We start from the raw sequence: 18,954 nt of genomic DNA, 5'->3' as shown, positions 1-18,954 counted from the left end.
GGATCGATCCGGCTTGCGGGACGACCCATTCGGGTTGCGGAAGTGATCCTGGACATCTAATATCCAGGATATGAGGATGAACGAGGGCGTCGAGTGGGCGCTGCACAGCTGTCTCAACCTCGCCTGGATCGGACCGGACCGGGCGGTGACGGCGGCGCGTCTCGCCGCGTACCACGAGCTGCCCGCGGCCTATCTCAACAAGCAGCTCCAGGCGCTCACCCGGGCCGGCATCCTCAGCTCCACCTCCGGGCCCAAGGGCGGCTTCCGGCTGGCGCGACCGCTGGACCGGATCACCCTGATGGACGTCGTCACGGCGATCGAGGGCCCGGACGAGGCGTTCCGCTGCGGCGAGATCCGGCAACAGGGCCCGGGCGCGGGCCCGGCGGACACGTACGCCGCCGAGTGCGCGATCGCGGGCGCGATGGGCGCCGCGGAGCTGGCCTGGCGCCGCGAACTGGCGGCCCGCACGCTGGACGACGTACGGCAACAGGCGGAACGCCAGGCGCCGTCGGCCCAGGACCGCATCCGCCGCTGGTTCGCGAACGTCTGAGATTCGAGCCGACGCCTGGGCGCCGGCCTCTTTGAGGGGGTTATTCTGGATGTTAGATATCCAGGTTAAGGAGGATGGCCGCCGGGCCCGGTCCGGGCGGCTCCGGGTCGGGGCGGTCACGCTCGGCATCTTCACCGTCATGACGGCGGAGCTGCTGCCCGTCGGCCTGCTCACACCGGTCGCGGCCGACCTCGGGGTCTCCGCCGGTACGGCGGGCCTCATGGTGACCGTCCCGGGGCTCGTGGCCGCGGTCTCCGCCCCGTTGATCGCCCAGCGCGCCGCCGGGGCCGACCGGCGGACCGTCCTGGTCCTGCTGATGGCCCTGGTGGCCGTCGCGAACCTGGGGACCGCCCTCGCCGGGCACATCGCGCCCGTGCTCGTCGCGCGCGCCCTGCTCGGGGTCGCCATCGGCGGCTTCTGGGCCCTCGCGGGCGCCCTCGCGCCCCGGCTCGTGCCGGCCGCCGGGGTGGGCCGGGCCACGGCCGTGATCTTCGGCGGGGTCTCGGCCGCCTCCGTGCTCGGCGTACCGGCGGCCACGGCGGTGGCGGAATGGACCGGCTGGCGAGGGGCGTTCGCCGGGGTGGGGGTGGTGGCCTTGGCGGCGACGGGAGCACTGGCGACGCTGCTGCCCGCCCTGCCGGGGAGCCGAAGGGCACGCGCCCCGAGGCTGTGGGACCTGCCGCGCCGGCACGCGCGGGTCCGCCTCGGCCTGCTGCTCACTCTCCTCCTCGTGACCGGGCACTTCCTCGCGTACTCCTTCGTACGGCCCGTCCTCGTCGAACACGCCCACGTGCCCGAGCGGTTCGTCGGGCCGCTCCTCCTCGGCTACGGGGCCGCGGGAGTCGTCGGGAACTTCCTCACCGGCCCCCGGGCCGCCCGCTCCCCGCTCCGTACCCTCGCCGCCCTCGGCGCGGGGCTGACCCTCGCGCTCCTCGCCCTCGCCCTCGTGGGCGGTACGCCCCCGGCCGGCGCGGCCCTGCTGATCCTGTGGGGGCTCGCGTACGGCGGGGTCTCCGTCGGGCTGCAGTCCTGGTTCATGGCCGTCGCCGCGCCCGAGGACGTGGAGAACGCGACCGGCCTCTACGTCAGCGTCTTCTGTCTCTCCCTCGCGCTCGGCGCCCTCCTCGGCGGGCTGATCACCGACGCGACCACGTACACCGCGGTCCTCTCCACGGGCGCCGCGCTCACCCTGGCCGCCTGCCTGACGGCCGTACTCTCCGGAAGGAAGCACACCCCATGAGCACCGAGACCCACGCCGCCACGACCACCACTGCGGCCACCGACCGGCGCACCATCACCAACCCCGGCACCCTCCACGACCCGTCCCCCTTCGGCTACAGCCACGCCGTCTCCGCGCCCGGCGAACTCGTCTTCATCGGCGGCCAGTACGCATCCGACGCGAGCGGCTCCCCCGTCCCCGGGGACTTCGCCGCCCAGGTCGAGCTGGCGTTCACCAACCTCCGGCTCGCCCTCGAAGGCGCCGGGCTCGGCTTCGAGCACGTCGTGCGGCTCGGCTCGTACATCGTCGATCACGACCTCGCGAAGCTGGAGGTGCTCGGCAAGGCGCTGCACGGGGCGTTCGGCGAGCGGCTGCCCGCGCAGACGCTCAGCGGGGTCGCCGCGCTCGCGCTGCCCGGGATGCTCTTCGAGATCGACGCGGTCGCGGTGTGGCCGGTGAGCTGAGCCGTCCGGTTGCGGGGGCGGGCGCTCCGGGTGTGCCCTTGAGGGTGAGGGGGCGAGAACGAAGGAGCGCCTGCCATGGCCGCACACGCAGCGGTACCGACGCGACGGCAGTTCAGCACCCACGGCCTGGTCCTGCCCATGACGCTGGGCCTCGCCTACGGCATCTACGCCGCCGCGATCCAGCGCTCCGGAGGCGTCATCACCTGGGGCGAGGTCCTGCTCGGAGTGGTCTGCGGGGTCGTCCTCGCGGGGGGTGTGTACGCGCTGAGGACGTGGGGCCGCGGCCTGTTCCGCGAAGTGCGCGCGGCGGCCTGGGGGGCGCTCGCCGGCTGCGCGATCGGCTTCCTGTTCAGCCTGTCCGACGCGAGCATCTTCTCCTCGGTGATCCTCGGCCTGATCGTGGGGGCGGCCATCGGCGTCTCCGCGTTCTATCTCATCTACACGCACGAGCCCTAGGCCGTCGGCGCGAAGAGCCCGGCCGCCCCGCCCAGTGCGGCGCCCCCGGTCAGGGGTGACGCGCCCGCCCGAATACTGCGCCTCGCCGTGACGCACACGCGTTCCCCCTGGCATCCCGGCGGCAACCGTCGGAGACTGGTCGGAGCGGGCCCGCACCCGGCAAGCGGCCCCGCACCCGGCAGCGGGAGGGACAGCGCATGACCGACCTCGCCATCGAGACCGAGGGCCTGGTCAAGGTCTTCGGCACGAACCGTGCCGTCGACGGGATCGACCTGCGCGTACCGGCCGGCACGGTCTACGGCGTCCTCGGCCCCAACGGCGCCGGCAAGACCACGGCCGTCAAGATGCTCGCGACCCTGCTGCGCCCCGACGAGGGCCGGGCCAGCGTCTTCGGCCACGACGTCGTCAAGGACGCCGACACCGTCCGCGGGCGCGTCAGCCTCACCGGCCAGTACGCCTCCGTCGACGAGGACCTCACCGGCACCGAGAACCTCGTCCTGCTCGGCAGGCTCCTCGGCCACACCCGCCCCGCCGCCCGCGAACGCTCCGCGCAGCTCCTGGAGGCGTTCGGGCTCGCGGAGGCGGCCGACAAGCAGATCAAGAACTACTCGGGCGGCATGCGGCGCCGTATCGACATCGCCGCGTCCATCCTCAACACCCCCGACCTGCTCTTCCTCGACGAACCGACCACCGGACTCGACCCGCGCTCCCGCAACCAGGTCTGGGACATCGTCCGCGCCGTGGTCGCCCAGGGCACCACGGTCCTGCTCACCACCCAGTACCTGGACGAGGCGGACCAGCTGGCCTCCCGTATCGCCGTCATCGACCACGGCAAGGTCATCGCGGAGGGTACGAAGGGCGAGCTGAAGGCGTCCGTCGGCTCGGGCTCGGTGCACGTACGGCTCCGGGACCCCGAGCAGCGCCCGGAGGCCGAGCGGGTCCTCCGGGAGGCCCTCAAGGCCACCGTGCAGCTCGACCCCGACCCGGTCGCGCTCACCGCCACCGTGAACGGCCACGGCACGGACCTGGGCGCCGCCGAGCAGGCCGCCCGGGCCCTGTCGGAGCTGGCGCGGGCGGGCATCACGGTCGACAACTTCGGGCTCGGCCAGCCCAGCCTCGACGAGGTGTTCCTGGCGCTGACGGACACGAAAGGAACGGCGGCATGACCACGGTCACCACCGGCAAGGACACGCAGGCCACCGACACCCTCGACTTCGTCGCCCCGAAGGCGGACGAGCTCGCGGCGCTGCTCGTCGGGCAGACCCGCCCGCCGCGCCCGAGCGCGCTCTCCGCGTCGCTGACCTTCGGCTGGCGGGCCATGCTGAAGATCAAGCACGTGCCGGAGCAGCTGTTCGACGTGACGGCGTTCCCGATCATGATGGTGCTGATGTACACGTACCTCTTCGGGGGCGCGCTGGCCGGCTCGGTCTCGGCGTACATCCAGTTCCTGCTGCCGGGCATCCTCGTGATGAGCGTCGTGATGATCACGATGTACACCGGTGTCTCGGTCAACACGGACATCGAGAAGGGCGTCTTCGACCGCTTCCGTACGCTGCCGATCTGGCGGCCCGCGCCGATGGTCGGCTATCTCCTCGGCGACGTGGTGCGCTATCTGATCGCCTCGGCGGTGATGCTCTCCGTCGGCATGATCATCGGCTACCGCGCGGAGGGCGGCGTGGTCGGCGTGCTGCTCGGGGTCGCGCTGCTCGTGATCTTCTCGTTCGCGTTCTCGTGGATCTGGACCATGTTCGGGCTGCTGCTGCGCAGCGAGAAGTCCGTCATGGGCGTCAGCATGATGGTGATCTTCCCGCTGACGTTCCTGTCCAACGTCTTCGTCGACCCGAAGACGATGCCCGGCTGGCTGCAGGCCTTCGTGAACAACAGCCCGGTGTCGCATCTGGCATCGGCGGTACGGGAGTTGATGGCCGGGAACTGGCCGGCGGCGGACATCGCCTGGTCGCTCGGGTGGTCGGCGCTGCTCGTGGTGGTCTTCGGCGCGATCACGATGCGGCTCTACAACCGCAAGTGAGCTACTTCTGGCGCGGGGTGGTCTGCTGGACCGCCCAGCGGTTGCCGTCCGGGTCGGCGAAGTAGACGAAGGAGCCCCACGGCTGGTCGTCGATCGGGCTGACCTCGATGCCACGCCCGGTGAGGTCGGCGTGGGCCTCCTCGATGTCGGTGACGACGACCTGCATGTTGTCGAGGGAGCCCGGCGCCATCTCCGTGATGCCCTTGCCGAAGGCGATCGAGCAGGCCGATCCCGGCGGGGTCATCTGGACGAAGCGGATGTCGTCGCTGACCGGGATGTCGTGGTCGGCGTTGAACCCCACCTGCTCGTAGAAGGCCTTGGCCCGGTCGATGTCGGTGACGGGTACGCCGATCAGTTCCAGCTTGATGTCCATGAGGGCATCATGCGCCCGCGGCGCCCGCGCCGCACGGCAAACCCGTCACCCGCGCCCGCGACTTCTCAGGGCTGCTCGCCCCGGACCACGACCACCGGACACGGCGCGTGCTGGGCCACGTTGGTGGAGACGGAGCCCAGGACCGCCGCCTTGAAGCCCGCGTAGCCGCGGTCGCCGACGACAAGCAGGGAGGCGCCCTTGGCCTGGTCGATCAGGGCCTGCGCCGGGTTGCCGCTGACGACCGTGCGGGTGACCGTCGCGGCGATGTCCGGGGCGAGCGCCTCGGCCAGGGACTGGTCCAGGATCTCCTTCGCGAGCCGCTCCGGGTCGAACTCCGGCGGCACTCCGGGCATGAGCGTCGCCCAGGACGCCGGGTACTCCCAGCCGGTCACCGCCTGGAGCTCGTCCCCGGTGAGGGCGGCCTGCCCGGCCGCCCACCGCAGCGCCTTCAGGGACGGCTCCGAACCGTCGACGCCCACCACGATCCTGCCGGCCATGTCGATCTCCGTTCGTTGTACGGCGCATCAGCCCCCGACGCCCCCAACGTAACAAAGACGCTCAATCCAGGCGCAGGTCGGCGAGCTGCCGCTCGAAGGGGACGACCTCGTCGTCGTCCGCGTCGCCGGCCGGGCCCCGGGCCGCGACCAGGTCGGCGAGTTCGTGCCCGGCGCGGGCGATCCGGGACGGCAGGCCGTCCGTCCACTCGTCGCCGCCGGAACCCCAGTCCTCCGAGGCCGCGTAGACAGCGGTCGGGACGACGAGGGCCCGCAGATAGGCGAAGAGCGGGCGCAGCGCGTGGTCGAGGACGAGGGAGTGCCGGGCGGTGCCGCCGGTCGCGCCGACGAGGACGGGCTTGCCGGTGAGCGCGGCCGGGTCGATCAGGTCGAAGAAGGACTTGAACAGACCGCTGTACGAGGCGGTGAAGACGGGGGTCACCGCGATCACCCCGTCGGCGCCGGTCACCGCGTCGAGGGCCTCCTGGAGCTGCCCCGAGGGGAAGCCGGTCACGAAGTTCTTCGCGATGTCGACGGCGAGGTCGCGCAGTTCGACCACCTGGACCTCGACGACGTACTCCTGCTCGATCAGCCGCTGCTCGGCCGCCTTGGCGAGGCGGTCGGCGAGCAGCCGGGTGGAGGAGGGTGCGCTGAGTCCGGCGGACACGGCGACCAGCTTCAGGGTCTGCATGGGTCAGGCCTCCTGCTGCTTCTGCTGCTGCTGCGACTGCTGTACGGCGGGGTGGAGCGGGGCGGTCTCCGGGACACCGGCGGGCCGCAGGTTGGCGAACTCCTTGCGGAGCACCGGGACGACTTCCTCGCCGAGGAGGTCGAGCTGCTCCAGGACGGTCTTCAGGGGCAGGCCGGCGTGGTCGACCAGGAAGAGCTGGCGCTGGTAGTCGCCGACGTACTCCCGGAAGGACAGGGTGCGTTCGATGACCTCCTGCGGGGAGCCGACGGTCAGCGGCGTCTCGCGGGTGAACTCCTCCAGGGAGGGGCCGTGGCCGTAGACCGGCGCGTTGTCGAAGTACGGGCGGAACTCCCGTACGGCGTCCTGGGAGTTCTTGCGCATGAAGATCTGGCCGCCGAGGCCGACGATGGCCTGCTCGGGGGTGCCGTGGCCGTAGTGCGCGTACCGCTGGCGGTAGAGGCGGACCATCTTCTCGGTGTGCTGCTTGGGCCAGAAGATGTGGTTCGCGAAGAAGCCGTCGCCGTAGTACGCGGCCTGCTCGGCGATCTCGGGGGAGCGGATGGAGCCGTGCCAGACGAACGGCGGGACGCCGTCGAGCGGGCGGGGCGTGGCGGTGAAGCCCTGGAGGGCGGTGCGGAACTTGCCCTCCCAGTCGACCACGTCCTCCCTCCACAGCCTGTGGAGGAGCGCGTAGTTCTCGATGGCGAGCGGGATGCCCTGGCGGATGTCCTGCCCGAACCACGGGTAGACGGGGCCGGTGTTGCCGCGGCCCATCATCAGGTCCACGCGGCCGTCGGCGAGGTGCTGGAGGGTGGCGTAGTCCTCGGCGATCTTCACCGGGTCGTTGGTGGTGATCAGCGTGGTGGAGGTGGAGAGGGTCAGGTTCTCGGTCCGCGCGGCGATGTGCCCGAGGAGGGTGGTCGGGGAGGACGGCACGAAGGGCGGGTTGTGGTGCTCTCCGGTCGCGAAGACGTCGAGCCCGACCTCCTCGGCCTTGAGCGCGATGGCGACGGTGTTCTTGATCCGCTCGTGCTCGGTCTGGGTGCGGCCGGTGGTGGGGTCGGTCGTCACGTCGCCGACGGTGAAGATCCCGAACTGCATCGTGCTCACCTCTCGCTGGGGCGCTTCTGTGGGGCTGTTGGTTGAATCTTAAACCATCATGTCGAACCATGCACCCGGGTCGCGTATTCCGCGAGGTTCCTGGCCGCCTCCACCGTACCGGATAGCTATCCGTATACCTGGGCCGTCGGCGCCCGCGGGGGCCCGCAGGGGCTCGCCGGGGCTCCCGTAGAGTTCGCCGACGTGAGCACCGTTCCCCCAGCCCCACCGGCCGCGATATCGGTCGTCGGGATCGGCGCGGACGGCTGGGACGGCCTTCCCGCACGGTCCCGCCGCGTCCTCGGCGCCGCCGAGGCCCTGATCGGCGGCCCCCGCCAGCTCGATCTGCTGCCCGCCGCCGAGTGCCCAGGTGAGCGGGTCGCCTGGCCCTCGCCGCTGCGGCCCGCCGTGCCGGGCCTCCTCGCCGCCCACGAGGGCCGCTCCGTCGCCGTGCTCGCGAGCGGGGACCCCACGTTCTACGGGATCGGGCGCACGCTCGCCGAGACGGTGGGCGCCGAGCGCCTGCACGTCCTGCCGCACCCCTCCTCCGTCTCGTACGCCTGCGCCCGCCTGGGCTGGGCCGGGGAGGCCGTGGAGACCGTCTCGCTGGTGGGCCGGCCCCTCGCCGGGCTCTCCGCCGCCCTGCACGACGGCCGCAGGCTCCTCGTGCTCAGCGCGGACGGCTCGACTCCGGCCGAGGTCGCGGGGCTGCTGCGGGAGAAGGGCTTCGGGGGGACCCGGATGCGGGTCCTGGAGCAGCTGGGCGCGGACCGCGAGCGGACGGTCGAGGCCACGGCCGAGACCTGGCCGCAGGCGGGCCCGGTGGACCCCCTGAACGTGATCGCCCTCGACCTCGTCCGTTCCCCCGGGGCGCTGCGACTCGGCGCCGTACCCGGTCTGCCGGACGAGGCGTACGAGCACGACGGCCAGCTCACCAAGCGGTACGTCCGCGCGGCGACGCTCGCCGCGCTCGCGCCCGCGCCCGGGGAGCTGCTCTGGGACATCGGCGGCGGCTCGGGCTCGATCGGCATCGAGTGGATGCGTACGGACCGTTCCTGCCGGGCGGTGGCGGTGGAGAAGGACCCGGTGCGGGCGGAGCGGATCGCGCGCAACGCCGCCGCGCTCGGCGTCCCGGCGCTCGGTGTCGTCACGGCGGCGGCACCGGGGGGTCTCGCCGACCTCCCGACCCCGGACGCGATCTTCATCGGCGGCGGCCTGACGGCCCCCGGCCTGCTCGACGCCTGCTGGGCGGCGCTGCCGGCGGGCGGGAGGCTGGTCGCGAACACCGTGACGCTGGAGTCCGAGGCGCTGCTCGCGCGGTGGTACGGCGAGCACGGCGGGGAGCTGGTCAGGCTGGCCGTCGCGCAGGCCGTCCCGGTGGGCGGTTTCACCGGCTGGCGGCAGGCGATGCCGGTCACGCAGTGGTCCGTAACGAAAGCAGGAGCTGGAGCATGACCGTCTACTTCATCGGCGCGGGCCCGGGTGCGGCCGACCTGATCACGCTGCGGGGCGCCCGCACGCTGGCGTCCTGCGGGGTGTGCCTGTACGCGGGCTCCCTGGTGCCGCGCGAGCTGCTCGCCGAGTGCCCGCCGGACGCGCGCCTGGTGGACACGGCGGACCTGGACCTGGACCGGATCGAGGCGGAGTTCGTCCGCGCCCACGAGGCGGGCCAGGACGTGGCGCGGCTGCACTCGGGCGACCCGTCCGTCTTCAGCGCGGTGGCGGAGCAGATGCGGCGGCTCGACGCGCTCGACATCCCGTACGAGGTCGTGCCGGGCGTCCCGGCCTTCGCGGCGGCCGCGGCCGCGCTCAAGCGCGAGCTGACGGTCCCGACGGTCGGCCAGACGGTGATCCTCACCCGGATCGCCCAGCAGGCGACCCCGATGCCGGAGGGCGAGGACCTGGCGACCCTCGGCCGCAGCGGCGCCCTGCTCGTCCTCCACCTGGCGGCCCGCTACGTCGACCGGGTCGTCGCCGAACTGGAGCCGCACTACGGCACGGACTGCCCGGCCGCGGTCGTGGCGATGGCCAGCCGCCCGGACGAGGTCGTGCTGCGGGGCACCCTGGCGGACATCGCGGAGCAGACGAAGGCGGCGGGGATCACGAAGACGGCGGTGATCCTGGTCGGCCGCACCCTCGCGGCCTCCCAGTTCCGCGACAGCCACCTCTACGACCCGTCCCGCGACCGCCACACCTGCTGAACCTGCGGAGGCCGGGTCCGTGACGGGACCCGGCCTCCGTGGGGCGTCGATTCGGCGGGCGGTTCAGGTGTTGGGCCGCTTGCCGTGGTTGGCCTTCTTCTTCTTGCGCGCCCGCCTCTTGTTGCCACGCTTCGACATGGGACTCCCTTTCAGTAGGGTTCAGCAGGGTTTCTACCCTTCTGTCCTTCTGTCCTGGCAAGCCTAGGTTCGAGCGGATGGGGCCGCATGTCAGCCGCGGATCGGTCCCGCCGGCGCCGAGCGGCCCACGACGGTGCCCGCACGGTCGATGCAGACGATGTCGACCGTGACCGGGGCGCCGCGGAGGACCGCGAGGGCCTCGTCGCGGGAGCGGGTGGCCACCAGGTCGCCCAGGGGGACGCCGGCGGCTTCGCAGAGGCGGAGGGCCGCGAGGCCGGTGTTGGCGGCGGCGATCTCCTCGGCCAGGGCGTCGGACGCGCCGCCCGTGCGGGCCAGGTCGGCGAGGAAGGACTTGTCGACCTGGGAGCGGGCGGAGTGGAGGTCCAGGTGGCCCGCGGCCAGCTTGGAGAGCTTGGCGAAGCCGCCGCAGATCGTGAGGCGGTCGACCGGGTGGCGGCGGATGTACTTCAGGACCGCGCCTGCGAAGTCGCCCATGTCGAGCAGGGCGATCTCCGGGAGGTCGTAGAGCGTCGCCACCGTCTTCTCCGAGGTGGAGCCGGTGCACCCCGCCACGTGCGTCAGGCCCGCCGCGCGCGCCACGTCCACGCCCCGGCGGATCGAGTCGATCCACGCCGAGCAGGAGTACGGGACGACCACGCCCGTCGTGCCCAGGATCGACAGGCCGCCCAGGATCCCGATCCGCGGGTTCCACGTGGAGCGGGCGATCTCCTCGCCGTGGTCCACGGAGACCGTGATCTCCACGTCGCCGCCGCCCCCGTGCGCGGCCGCCACCTCCGCCACGTGGTCGCGCATCATCTGGCGCGGGACCGGGTTGATCGCGGGCTCGCCGACCTCCAGGGGCAGGCCCGGCAGGGTGACCGTACCGACGCCGGGACCGGCCTTGAAGACGACGCCGGAGCCGGCCGGGAGGAGCCGTACCGTCGAGCGGATCAGCGCGCCGTGCGTGACGTCCGGGTCGTCGCCCGCGTCCTTCACGACCGCCGCCATCGCCGCGCCGCCGGACAGCTCCTCCGCCGCGAGCGCGAACGCGGGCCGCTGGCCCTTCGGCAGCGTGATCGTCACCGGGTCGGGGAAGTCGCCGGTCAGCAGCGCCGTGTACGCGGCCGTCGTCGCCGCCGTCGCGCAGGCACCGGTCGTCCAGCCGGGCCGCAGACCGGTGTGCTTGAGTTGGGCGTCCCGCCCGCCGCCCGCACTCACGAAGGGACTCCCGTGGTTCCCGTGCACGTACTCATTCTCGGCGGGACCAGCGAGGCCCGCGCCCTCGCCGAGCGCCTGCACGGCACGGACGGCGGCACGGTACGGGTCACCAGCTCGCTCGCCGGACGCGTCGCCGCGCCCCGGCTGCCGGCCGGGGAGGTCCGGATCGGCGGGTTCGGCGGCGCCGAGGGGCTCGTGGAGTGGGTGCGCGCGCACGCCGTGGACGCGGTCATCGACGCCACCCATCCTTTCGCCGAGCGGATCAGCTTCAACGCGGCCCGGGCGGCCGCCACCGCCCATGTTCCCCTGCTGGCCCTCCGCCGCCCCGGCTGGGTCCCGGAGTCCGGCGACGACTGGCACCCGGTCGGCTCCCTGCCGGAGGCGGCCCGCGCCCTGGACGGCCTCGGGGAAAGGGTCTTCCTGACGACCGGGCGCATGGGCCTCGCCGCCTTCGCCGACTGCCCGCAGTGGTTCCTCGTCCGCTCGGTCGACGCCCCCGAACCCCCGATGCCCGCCCACACCGAAGTCCTCCTGGACCGGGGCCCGTTCACCCTAGAAGGCGAGCGGGCCCTGATCGCCCGGCACCGTATCGACGTCCTCGTCACCAAGGACAGCGGCGCCACCGCCACCGCCCCCAAACTCCAGGCCGCCCGCGAAGCCGGCATCCCGGTGATCGTCGTCCGCCGCCCGCCCGTCCCGGAGGGCGTGGAAACGGCCGCCTCCGTGGCGGAGGCGGCCGCCTGGGCGCGGGGGATCGGCCCGCGCGGCGCTGTCCCCGTCACGCCTCCGGGTAGCGCCGGGGCGTCCACGTGATCGTGCGGCCGTCGCCGCGGTCGACCGCGCGCGTCTGCGAGGAGCCGATCAGCAGCAGCGTGCGCATGTCGACCTCGCTCGGCTCCAGGGTCTTCAGGGTCAACACCCGCACCGACTGCTCGGGCCCGCCGACGTCCCGCGCCACGACCACCGGCGTCTCCGGCGACCGCAGTTCGAGCAGCAGCTCGCGGGCCGCCGCCACCTGGTGCGTACGGGACTTGGAGCCCGGGTTGTAGAGCGCCAGGACCAGGTCCGCCTCGGCCGCCGCGCGCAGCCGGGCCGCGATGACCTCCCAGGGCTTGAGCCGGTCGGAGAGCGAGATGGTCGCGTAGTCGTGGCCGAGCGGGGCGCCCGCCGCGGCGGCCGCCGCGTTCGCGGCCGTCACACCCGGCAGGACCCGTACCGGCACATCCGCGTACCGATCCTCGGACGCCACCTCCAGGACCGCCGTCGCCATGGCGAAGACACCCGGGTCGCCGCCCGAGACGACCGCGACCCGCCGCCCGCGCCGCGCCAGGTCGAGCGCGAACTCGGCCCGCTCGGACTCGACCTTGTTGTCCGAGCCGTGCCGGCGCTGCCCGGGGCGCAGGGCCGGGACCCGGTCGAGGTACGTGGTGTAGCCGACGAGGTCGTCGGCGTTGACGAGGGCGCCGCGCGACTCGGGCGTCAGCCAGGGTGCGCCCGCGGGTCCTGTGCCGACGACGACGACCTCGCCCCGCTCGCGCACCGGCGGGGCCTGGTCGATACGGGAGGGCAGCACGGCCACCGAGAAGTACGGGACCGTCTCCGGGTCCACGTCCGCCAGGATCTCCGTCCGCTCGCCCGCCATGAACGCCCGCTCCACGTACCGCGCGTCCTCGAGCCGGCCCGCCCGCTCCAGGGCGCGCCGCACGGTCGGGAACGTCCGGCCGAGCTTCATCACGACCGCCGAGTCGGTGCCCGCGAGCCGGGCCGTCAGCTCGTCCTCGGGCAGGGTGCCGGGGATGATCGTCAGGACCTCCTCCGCCTCGCACAGCGGCTCCCCGAGCCGGGCGGCGGCCGCGCTGACCGAGGTGACACCGGGGATGACGGTGGTGTCGTAGCGGTCCGCGAGCCGCTTGTGCATGTGCTGGTACGAGCCGTAGAAGAGCGGGTCGCCCTCCGCGAGCACGGCGACCGTGCGACCGGCGTCCAGGTGGGCGGCGAGCCGGGCGGCGGCCTCCGCGTAGAAGTCGTCGAGGGCGCCCCGGTAGCCGCCGGGGTGGTCCGTGGTCTCGACCGTGAGCGGGTACATCAGCCGCTCCTCGATCTGGTCGGCCCGGATGTGCTCGGCCGCTATCGAGCGCGCGATGGACCGGCCGTGCCGGGCCGAGTGGTACGCGATCACGTCGGCGCCCGCGATGGCCTTGACGGCCGCGAGCGTGAGCAGCTCCGGGTCGCCGGGCCCGAGGCCGACCCCGTACAGCTTGCCGGTCGTGGACCCGCTCATGCCTGGATCTCCGCTTCGTGGGCGAGGGCGTTGATCGCGGCGGCGGTCATGGCGCTGCCGCCGCGCCGGCCGCGTACGACGAGGTAGTCGAGGCCGAGAGTCTGGGCCGCCAGGGCCTCCTTGGACTCGGCGGCGCCGATGAACCCGACCGGGATGCCGAGGACGGCGGCGGGCTTCCCCGCGCCCTTGGCGACCATCTCCAGGAGGTGGAAGAGGGCGGTGGGCGCGTTGCCGATGGCGACGACGGAGCCTTCGAGGCGGTCGCGCCAGAGTTCGAGGGCGGCGGCGCTGCGGGTGGTGCCGAGTTCGGCGGCGAGCGCGGGCACGGACGGGTCGGAGAGCGTGCAGACGACCTCGTTGTCGGCGGGCAGCCGCTTGCGGGTGACGCCGCTGGCGACCATCTGGGCGTCGCACAGGATCGGCGCGCCGGCGCGCAGCGCGGCACGGGCGCGGGTGACGACCTGCGGGGAGTGCGCGATGTCGCGGACGAGGTCGGTCATGCCGCAGGCGTGGATCATGCGGACGGCGACCTGGGCGACGTCGGCGGGCAGCCCCCCGAGGTCCGCCTCGGCGCGGATCGTGGCAAAGGACTGGCGGTAGATCTCCGCGCCGTCCTTCTCGTAGTCGAACATCCTGGTGCTCTCGCTCATCTCGTGGTTGCTGAGGGGACGCGGGCCGCCGCGACGGCTTCGGGGAGGTCGGTACGGAGGGTGGGGCGCCCGGCCACGAGGTACGCGCCCTCGCCGGTGGCGACGACGTCGACCCACGCGGGGGCCTGCGGGTGACCACAGCGCCGCTCGCACCCGGAGAAGTGGACGGGGAGCCCTCGGTGGCCGGGAACGTCGCCCGGGACGGCGTCCGCGCGCACGTCGGCGAGGGACTTGGCGCAGCCGGGAAGCCCGGTGCAGGCGCCGACGCCGGCCCAGGGGGAGCGGGGGTCGGTGATGAGCCCGTACGCGTCGAGCTCACCCAGCCGGCGCGCGACGGCGCCTTGGTCGGCGAGGCCGGTGACGACGGCCCCGCGCCAGGGGGTGAGCCGCACCGCGCCCCCGCTCGCGGCGAGCGCCCGCAGCTGGGCGGCGCTCAGCCGCCCGAGGGGCGCGAGGACGTGCAGGGCGTGCGGGCCGAGGGGGCCGGGGGTGGGTGGGGCAGCGGGTGGGGGTTCGGTCGCCGGTACGGGCTCCGCCTCGATCCCGGCCCCCGCGAGGGCGGCCGCCAGCTCCGGTTCGTGGCCCTCCGGCAGCTCCCGCACCCGCCAGGCCCCGTTCCCGGCGGTCCGGGCGGCGTCCAGGAAGGCGCCGGCTGCGGCGAGCGCGGCCCGGGGCGCGTCGGCGGCGGGGACGCGGACGAGCTGGTCGCCGACCCGTACCCGTACCGAACCCTCTCCTGCGATCAACGTCACATCTCCGCCGAGCCCGACCACATCGCCGCGCCCGTCGTCCAGGACGAAGAGGAACCGGCCGGACAGGGCCGCCGTCCAGGGCCGCGCGCACAGCAGCGCGTCCAGCTCGCGGGCCCACAACTGCACGTCACCGTGGCCGAGTCCGTCGAGCCCGGCCGCCGGCGAGGCCACTATGTTCCGGACCCGCTCATGGGTCTGGGAGGGCAGCAGCCCGGCCTCCGAGAGCCGCTCGGCCAGCTCGCCCCCGCACCCCTCACCGAGCCCGCGCAGCTCCACGTTCCCTCGGGAGGTGACACTGACTCGCCCGTCGCCGAGCTCCTCGGCCACCGAGGCCAGTACGAGTGTCTGACGTACCGTCAAAACTCCTGCTGGCAGCCGGAGTCGGGCGAGTCGCCCGTCGTCGGCGGCGTGCAGCCGAAGCGCCCCGGGGCAGGCGTCACCACGGTCCCGTATGGGCGGTTCGCCCGGGTTGGGTGTTGTGGGTGGGGTGGGCGGCATGGCGGCGAGCATACCCACGTCGTCAGCGGCCCAGACCCGGCCCCGAAGAGGCACGATCTACTATGCAGATCGGCATGGGGTCCCAGGACCCCGGGGAGGAAGCCCGGTGAGAATCCGGCGCGGTCCCGCCACTGTGAGCCAGGTCCCGTGAGGGGCCGGGTGAGTCAGGAACTCCCGCCGTCCAAACGACCACCCGGGGCGCGGACAACCCCGAGGAAGGCCTGCGCACGCATGCGAATTCTGTTGCTGTCGCACTCCGACACCGACCTGCTCAGCGCCCGCGCGGCCGGCGGTCCGGTCGCGTACCGGTTCGCCAACCCCTCCCGGCTCTCCCTGGACGACCTTCCCGGTCTCCTCGACGGCGCCGACCTCGTGCTCGTCCGGCTCCTCGGCGGGCTGCGGGCCTGGGAGGACGGCCTCGACGCGCTGCGCGCCGCCGGAAAGCCGCTGGTCGTGCTCTCCGGTGAACAGGCCCCGGACGCCCAGCTCATGGAGGCCTCCACCGTCCCCGTCGGCGTCGCCACCGAGGCCCACGCCTACCTGGCGCACGGCGGACCGGCCAACCTGGAGCAGCTCGCCCGGTTCCTCTCCGACACCGTGCTGCTGACCGGCCACGGCTTCGAGGCCCCGGCCGCCGCGCCGACCTGGGGGCCGCTGGAGCGCACGGCCCGGACGACCGACGGCCCGACCGTCGCCGTGCTGTACTACCGCGCCCACCACATGAGCGGGAACACCGCCTTCGTCGACTCCCTCTGCGAGGCGATCGAGGACGCCGGCGCCCGCGCCCTGCCGCTGTACGTCGCCTCCCTGCGCGCCCCCGAGCCCGAGCTGATCGAGACGCTGAAGCGCGCGGACGCGATCGTCACCACGGTCCTCGCCGCCGGTGGCACCAAGCCCGCCGAGGCGCAGGCCGGCGGCGACGAGGACGCCTGGGACGCGGGCGCGCTCGCCGCCCTCGACGTACCGATCCTGCAGGCGCTCTGCCTGACCGGTTCGCGGGCGGCCTGGGAGGAGAACGACGAGGGTCTCTCGCCGCTGGACGCGGCCAGCCAGGTCGCCGTGCCCGAGTTCGACGGCCGTCTGATCACCGTCCCGTTCTCCTTCAAGGAGATCGACGAGGACGGGCTCCCGGCGTACGTCGCCGACACCGAGCGCGCCGCCCGCGTCGCCGGGATCGCCGTGCGTCACGCCCGGCTGCGGCACATCCCGAACGCCGAGAAGAAGCTCGCGCTCGTTCTCTCCGCGTACCCGACGAAGCACTCCCGGATCGGCAACGCGGTCGGCCTGGACACCCCCGCCTCCGCCGTCGCCCTGCTGCGGCGGCTGATCGCCGAGGGGTACGACTTCGGGGCCGAGGACGAGATCCCGGGCCTGGTCTCCGGCGACGGCGACGAGCTGATCTACGCCCTGATCGAGGCCGGCGGCCACGACCAGGACTGGCTCACCGAGGAGCAGCTCGCCCGCAACCCCGTCCGTATCCCGGCCGCCGACTACAAGCGCTGGTACGCGACCCTGCCGCAGGAGCTGCGCGAGGGCGTCGAGGAGCACTGGGGCCCGGCGCCCGGCGAGATGTTCCTCGACCGGTCCCGCAACCCCGAGGGCGACATCGTCCTCGCCGCGCTGCGGCGCGGGAACCTGCTGATCCTCATCCAGCCGCCGCGCGGCTTCGGCGAGAACCCGATCGCGATCTACCACGACCCCGATCTCCCGCCGTCCCACCACTACTTGGCCGCCTACCGCTGGATCGCGGCGCGCGCCGAGGACGGCGGCTTCGGGGCGGACGCGATGGTCCACCTCGGCAAGCACGGCAACCTGGAGTGGCTGCCGGGCAAGAACGCGGGCCTGTCGGCCGCGTGCGGCCCGGACGCGGCGCTGGGCGACATCCCGCTCGTCTACCCCTTCCTGGTCAACGACCCGGGCGAGGGCACGCAGGCCAAGCGGCGCGTGCACGCCACGCTCGTGGACCACCTGGTGCCGCCGATGGCCCGCGCCGACTCGTACGGCGACATCGCGCGCCTGGAGCAGCTGCTCGACGAGTACGCGCAGATCTCCTCGATGGACCCGTCGAAGCTGCCCGCGATCCGGGCGCAGATCTGGACGCTGATCCAGGCGGCGAAGCTCGACCACGACCTGGGGATGGAGGACCGCCCGGAGGACGACGGCTTCGACGACTTCCTGCTGCACGTCGACGGCTGGCTCTGCGAGGTCAAGGACGCGCAGATCAGGGACGGTCTGCACGTGCTCGGCGGGGCGCCGGTGGGCGAGGCGCGGGTCAACCTGGTCCTGTCGATCCTGCGCGCCCGGCAGATCTGGGGCGGTACGCAGGCCCTCCCGGGTCTCCGTGAGGCCCTCGGCCTGGACGAGTCGGCCGCGACCCGGACCACCGCCGACGAGGCGGAGGCGACGGCGCGCGAGCTGGTCGAGGCGATGGAGGCGGCGGACTGGTCGGTGGACGCGGTCGCGTCGGTGGCCGAGGGTTACGGCCCCGATGTAGCCGCGGTCCTCCGCTTCGCGTGCGAGCAGGTCGTCCCGCGCCTGGCGGCGACGACCGACGAACTCACCCACGCCGTCCACGCGTTGAACGGCGGCTTCGTGCCCGCCGGCCCGTCCGGCTCGCCCCTCCGGGGCCTGGTCAACGTGCTTCCGACCGGCCGGAACTTCTACTCGGTCGACCCCAAGGCCGTCCCCTCCCGCCTCGCGTGGGAGACCGGCCAGGCGCTCGCCGACTCGCTCCTGGAGCGCTACCGCTCCGACAACGGCGAGTGGCCGACCTCGGTCGGCCTCTCCCTGTGGGGTACGAGCGCGATGCGCACGGCGGGCGACGACGTGGCGGAGGCCCTGGCCCTGCTGGGCATCCGTCCCACGTGGGACGACGCCTCGCGCCGGGTGAACGGCCTGGAGCCGATCCCGCTCGCCGAGCTGGGCCGCCCGCGCGTCGACGTCACGCTGCGCATCTCGGGCTTCTTCCGGGACGCGTTCCCGCACGTCATCGGCCTCCTCGACGACGCCGTACGGCTCGCTGCGGGGCTCGACGAGCCGGCCGAGGACAACTACGTACGGGCGCACGCGCAGGCGGACCTCGCCGAGCACGGCGACGAGCGGCGCGCGACGACCCGGATCTTCGGCTCGCGGCCCGGCACGTACGGCGCGGGCATCCTCCAGCTGATCGACTCGCGCGACTGGCGGACGGACGCGGACCTCGCCGAGGTGTACACGGTGTGGGGCGGCTACGCGTACGGCCGCGGCCTCGAAGGCCGCCCGGCGCGCGCGGAGATGGAGACGGCGTACAAGCGGATCGCCGTCGCCGCGAAGAACACGGACACGCGCGAGCACGACATCGCCGACTCCGACGACTACTTCCAGTACCACGGCGGCATGGTGGCGACCGTCCGCGCGCTCACGGGCACGGCCCCGGAGGCGTACATCGGCGACTCCACCCGCCCGGAGACGGTCCGCACCCGCACCCTGGTCGAGGAGACCTCGCGGGTCTTCCGCGCCCGCGTGGTCAACCCGAAGTGGATCGAGGCGATGCGCCGCCACGGCTACAAGGGCGCGTTCGAGCTGGCGGCGACGGTCGACTACCTCTTCGGCTACGACGCGACGACGGGCGTGGTCGCCGACTGGATGTACGACAAGCTGACGGAGACGTACGTCCTCGACCCGGAGAACCAGGCCTTCCTGAAGGAAGCCAACCCCTGGGCCCTCCACGGCATCGCCGAACGCCTCCTGGAAGCCGAGTCCCGAGGCATGTGGGAAAAGCCGGACCCCCAGACCCTGGCCGCCCTGCGCCAGGTCTTCCTGGAGACGGAGGGCGACCTGGAGGGTGACGGGGAGGACTGACG

19 protein-coding genes and 1 riboswitch are annotated in these 18,954 nt (G+C 73.4%); of the genes, 10 read left to right on the top strand and 9 right to left on the bottom strand.

Features of this window, described 5'->3' with window-relative positions; genetic code table 11:
- The first annotated feature begins 76 nt into the window (after window positions 1-76).
- The 6 genes from ACWCO8_RS11980 (at window position 77) to ACWCO8_RS11955 (ending at window position 4,718) form a co-directional block, all read left to right on the top strand.
- Window positions 77-550: an RrF2 family transcriptional regulator gene (locus ACWCO8_RS11980; protein WP_362006151.1), complete on the top strand. Its 474-nt coding sequence runs from the start codon at window positions 77-79 to the stop codon at window positions 548-550.
- A 49-nt stretch (window positions 551-599) separates the two neighbouring features.
- Window positions 600-1,790, top strand: a complete 1,191-nt coding sequence (locus tag ACWCO8_RS11975) for an MFS transporter (RefSeq protein ID WP_451032140.1) — start codon at window positions 600-602, stop codon at window positions 1,788-1,790.
- A complete protein-coding gene (locus ACWCO8_RS11970) occupies window positions 1,787-2,233 on the top strand; it encodes a RidA family protein (RefSeq protein ID WP_451032139.1) in 447 nt (148 codons plus the stop codon). The genes ACWCO8_RS11975 and ACWCO8_RS11970 overlap by 4 nt, the downstream gene beginning before the upstream one ends.
- A 75-nt stretch (window positions 2,234-2,308) precedes the next feature.
- On the top strand, window positions 2,309-2,689 hold the full coding sequence (locus ACWCO8_RS11965) for a hypothetical protein (protein WP_451032138.1): 381 nt from the start codon (window positions 2,309-2,311) through the stop codon (window positions 2,687-2,689).
- Window positions 2,690-2,886: 197 nt separating this feature from the next.
- A complete protein-coding gene (locus ACWCO8_RS11960) occupies window positions 2,887-3,855 on the top strand; it encodes an ATP-binding cassette domain-containing protein (protein ID WP_451032137.1) in 969 nt (322 codons plus the stop codon).
- On the top strand, window positions 3,852-4,718 hold the full coding sequence (locus ACWCO8_RS11955) for an ABC transporter permease (RefSeq protein WP_451032136.1): 867 nt from the start codon (window positions 3,852-3,854) through the stop codon (window positions 4,716-4,718). Before ACWCO8_RS11960 ends, ACWCO8_RS11955 begins: the two co-directional genes overlap by 4 nt.
- A 1-nt stretch (window position 4,719) precedes the next feature.
- Here the strand turns inward: ACWCO8_RS11955 and ACWCO8_RS11950 are convergent, their stop codons facing one another.
- From ACWCO8_RS11950 to ACWCO8_RS11935, 4 genes are all read right to left on the bottom strand, one after another.
- Window positions 4,720-5,091, bottom strand: a complete 372-nt coding sequence (locus tag ACWCO8_RS11950) for a VOC family protein (protein WP_451032135.1) — start codon at window positions 5,089-5,091, stop codon at window positions 4,720-4,722.
- A 65-nt stretch (window positions 5,092-5,156) separates the two neighbouring features.
- Window positions 5,157-5,588: a universal stress protein gene (locus ACWCO8_RS11945; protein ID WP_451032134.1), complete on the bottom strand. Its 432-nt coding sequence runs from the start codon at window positions 5,586-5,588 to the stop codon at window positions 5,157-5,159.
- A gap of 61 nt (window positions 5,589-5,649) precedes the next feature.
- Complete coding sequence (locus ACWCO8_RS11940) at window positions 5,650-6,276, bottom strand: FMN reductase (protein ID WP_362005660.1); 627 nt, start codon at window positions 6,274-6,276, stop codon at window positions 5,650-5,652.
- 3 nt (window positions 6,277-6,279) lie between these two features.
- Window positions 6,280-7,377 carry an LLM class flavin-dependent oxidoreductase gene (locus ACWCO8_RS11935; protein WP_451032133.1) on the bottom strand — a complete coding sequence of 366 codons (1,098 nt, stop codon included), beginning with the start codon at window positions 7,375-7,377 and terminating at the stop codon, window positions 6,280-6,282.
- A 201-nt stretch (window positions 7,378-7,578) separates the two neighbouring features.
- Here ACWCO8_RS11935 and cbiE point away from each other — a divergent pair, with 201 nt between their 5' ends.
- Window positions 7,579-8,829, top strand: a complete 1,251-nt coding sequence (gene cbiE, locus ACWCO8_RS11930) for a precorrin-6y C5,15-methyltransferase (decarboxylating) subunit CbiE (RefSeq protein WP_451032132.1) — start codon at window positions 7,579-7,581, stop codon at window positions 8,827-8,829.
- A complete protein-coding gene (gene cobM / locus ACWCO8_RS11925; protein WP_362005667.1) occupies window positions 8,826-9,575 on the top strand; it encodes a precorrin-4 C(11)-methyltransferase in 750 nt (249 codons plus the stop codon). Before cbiE ends, cobM begins: the two co-directional genes overlap by 4 nt.
- Before the next feature lie 63 nt (window positions 9,576-9,638).
- Here cobM and ACWCO8_RS11920 read toward each other — a convergent pair whose 3' ends face one another.
- On the bottom strand, window positions 9,639-9,713 hold the full coding sequence (locus ACWCO8_RS11920; protein WP_414720988.1) for a 50S ribosomal protein bL37: 75 nt from the start codon (window positions 9,711-9,713) through the stop codon (window positions 9,639-9,641).
- Window positions 9,714-9,803: 90 nt separating this feature from the next.
- The gene (locus ACWCO8_RS11915; protein ID WP_451032131.1) at window positions 9,804-10,931 is read right to left on the bottom strand and encodes a cobalt-precorrin-5B (C(1))-methyltransferase; all 1,128 of its coding nucleotides are present in this window, start codon (window positions 10,929-10,931) and stop codon (window positions 9,804-9,806) included.
- Between the two features lie 21 nt (window positions 10,932-10,952).
- Between ACWCO8_RS11915 and ACWCO8_RS11910 the strand changes: the two genes are divergently transcribed.
- Window positions 10,953-11,744 (top strand): cobalt-precorrin-6A reductase, encoded by a 792-nt coding sequence (locus ACWCO8_RS11910; protein ID WP_451032130.1) that lies wholly within the window; start codon window positions 10,953-10,955, stop codon window positions 11,742-11,744.
- On the opposite strand, the gene ACWCO8_RS11905 is transcribed toward ACWCO8_RS11910, so the two are convergent.
- Genes ACWCO8_RS11905 through ACWCO8_RS11895 form a run of 3 tightly spaced genes read right to left on the bottom strand, consistent with a single transcriptional unit; the run spans window position 11,710 to window position 15,124 of the window.
- On the bottom strand, window positions 11,710-13,212 hold the full coding sequence (locus tag ACWCO8_RS11905) for a precorrin-2 C(20)-methyltransferase (RefSeq protein WP_451032129.1): 1,503 nt from the start codon (window positions 13,210-13,212) through the stop codon (window positions 11,710-11,712). The genes ACWCO8_RS11910 and ACWCO8_RS11905 overlap by 35 nt on opposite strands.
- Window positions 13,209-13,844 carry a precorrin-8X methylmutase gene (locus tag ACWCO8_RS11900; RefSeq protein ID WP_451032394.1) on the bottom strand — a complete coding sequence of 212 codons (636 nt, stop codon included), beginning with the start codon at window positions 13,842-13,844 and terminating at the stop codon, window positions 13,209-13,211. Before ACWCO8_RS11900 ends, ACWCO8_RS11905 begins: the two co-directional genes overlap by 4 nt.
- 14 nt (window positions 13,845-13,858) lie before the next feature.
- On the bottom strand, window positions 13,859-15,124 hold the full coding sequence (locus ACWCO8_RS11895) for a cobalamin biosynthesis protein CobG (protein ID WP_451032393.1): 1,266 nt from the start codon (window positions 15,122-15,124) through the stop codon (window positions 13,859-13,861).
- A gap of 45 nt (window positions 15,125-15,169) precedes the next feature.
- Window positions 15,170-15,304: riboswitch (cobalamin riboswitch) on the top strand.
- A gap of 39 nt (window positions 15,305-15,343) precedes the next feature.
- Here ACWCO8_RS11895 and cobN point away from each other — a divergent pair.
- The gene (gene cobN / locus ACWCO8_RS11890) at window positions 15,344-18,952 is read left to right on the top strand and encodes a cobaltochelatase subunit CobN (RefSeq protein ID WP_451032128.1); all 3,609 of its coding nucleotides are present in this window, start codon (window positions 15,344-15,346) and stop codon (window positions 18,950-18,952) included.
- Window positions 18,953-18,954 lie beyond the last annotated feature (2 nt).

Source organism: Streptomyces sp. NPDC001927, from assembly GCF_053594455.1.
Note: the sequence above shows the minus strand (reverse complement) of the source record. Positions and strands in the feature narration are given on the sequence as shown.

Excerpts from the sequence above, each read along its gene's own strand:
- cobN (WP_451032128.1), top strand. The coding sequence starts at position 15,344 with ATGCGAATTCTGTTGCTGTCGCACTCCGACACCGACCTGCTCAGCGCC.
- ACWCO8_RS11935 (WP_451032133.1), bottom strand. The coding sequence starts at position 7,377 with ATGCAGTTCGGGATCTTCACCGTCGGCGACGTGACGACCGACCCCACC.
- cobM (WP_362005667.1), top strand. The coding sequence starts at position 8,826 with ATGACCGTCTACTTCATCGGCGCGGGCCCGGGTGCGGCCGACCTGATC.
- ACWCO8_RS11905 (WP_451032129.1), bottom strand. The coding sequence starts at position 13,212 with ATGAGCGGGTCCACGACCGGCAAGCTGTACGGGGTCGGCCTCGGGCCC.
- ACWCO8_RS11895 (WP_451032393.1), bottom strand. The coding sequence starts at position 15,124 with ATGCTCGCCGCCATGCCGCCCACCCCACCCACAACACCCAACCCGGGC.
- ACWCO8_RS11945 (WP_451032134.1), bottom strand. The coding sequence starts at position 5,588 with ATGGCCGGCAGGATCGTGGTGGGCGTCGACGGTTCGGAGCCGTCCCTG.
- ACWCO8_RS11950 (WP_451032135.1), bottom strand. The coding sequence starts at position 5,091 with ATGGACATCAAGCTGGAACTGATCGGCGTACCCGTCACCGACATCGAC.
- ACWCO8_RS11970 (WP_451032139.1), top strand. The coding sequence starts at position 1,787 with ATGAGCACCGAGACCCACGCCGCCACGACCACCACTGCGGCCACCGAC.
- ACWCO8_RS11955 (WP_451032136.1), top strand. The coding sequence starts at position 3,852 with ATGACCACGGTCACCACCGGCAAGGACACGCAGGCCACCGACACCCTC.
- ACWCO8_RS11980 (WP_362006151.1), top strand. The coding sequence starts at position 77 with ATGAACGAGGGCGTCGAGTGGGCGCTGCACAGCTGTCTCAACCTCGCC.
- ACWCO8_RS11975 (WP_451032140.1), top strand. The coding sequence starts at position 600 with ATGTTAGATATCCAGGTTAAGGAGGATGGCCGCCGGGCCCGGTCCGGG.
- ACWCO8_RS11940 (WP_362005660.1), bottom strand. The coding sequence starts at position 6,276 with ATGCAGACCCTGAAGCTGGTCGCCGTGTCCGCCGGACTCAGCGCACCC.
- ACWCO8_RS11900 (WP_451032394.1), bottom strand. The coding sequence starts at position 13,844 with ATGTTCGACTACGAGAAGGACGGCGCGGAGATCTACCGCCAGTCCTTT.
- ACWCO8_RS11965 (WP_451032138.1), top strand. The coding sequence starts at position 2,309 with ATGGCCGCACACGCAGCGGTACCGACGCGACGGCAGTTCAGCACCCAC.
- ACWCO8_RS11960 (WP_451032137.1), top strand. The coding sequence starts at position 2,887 with ATGACCGACCTCGCCATCGAGACCGAGGGCCTGGTCAAGGTCTTCGGC.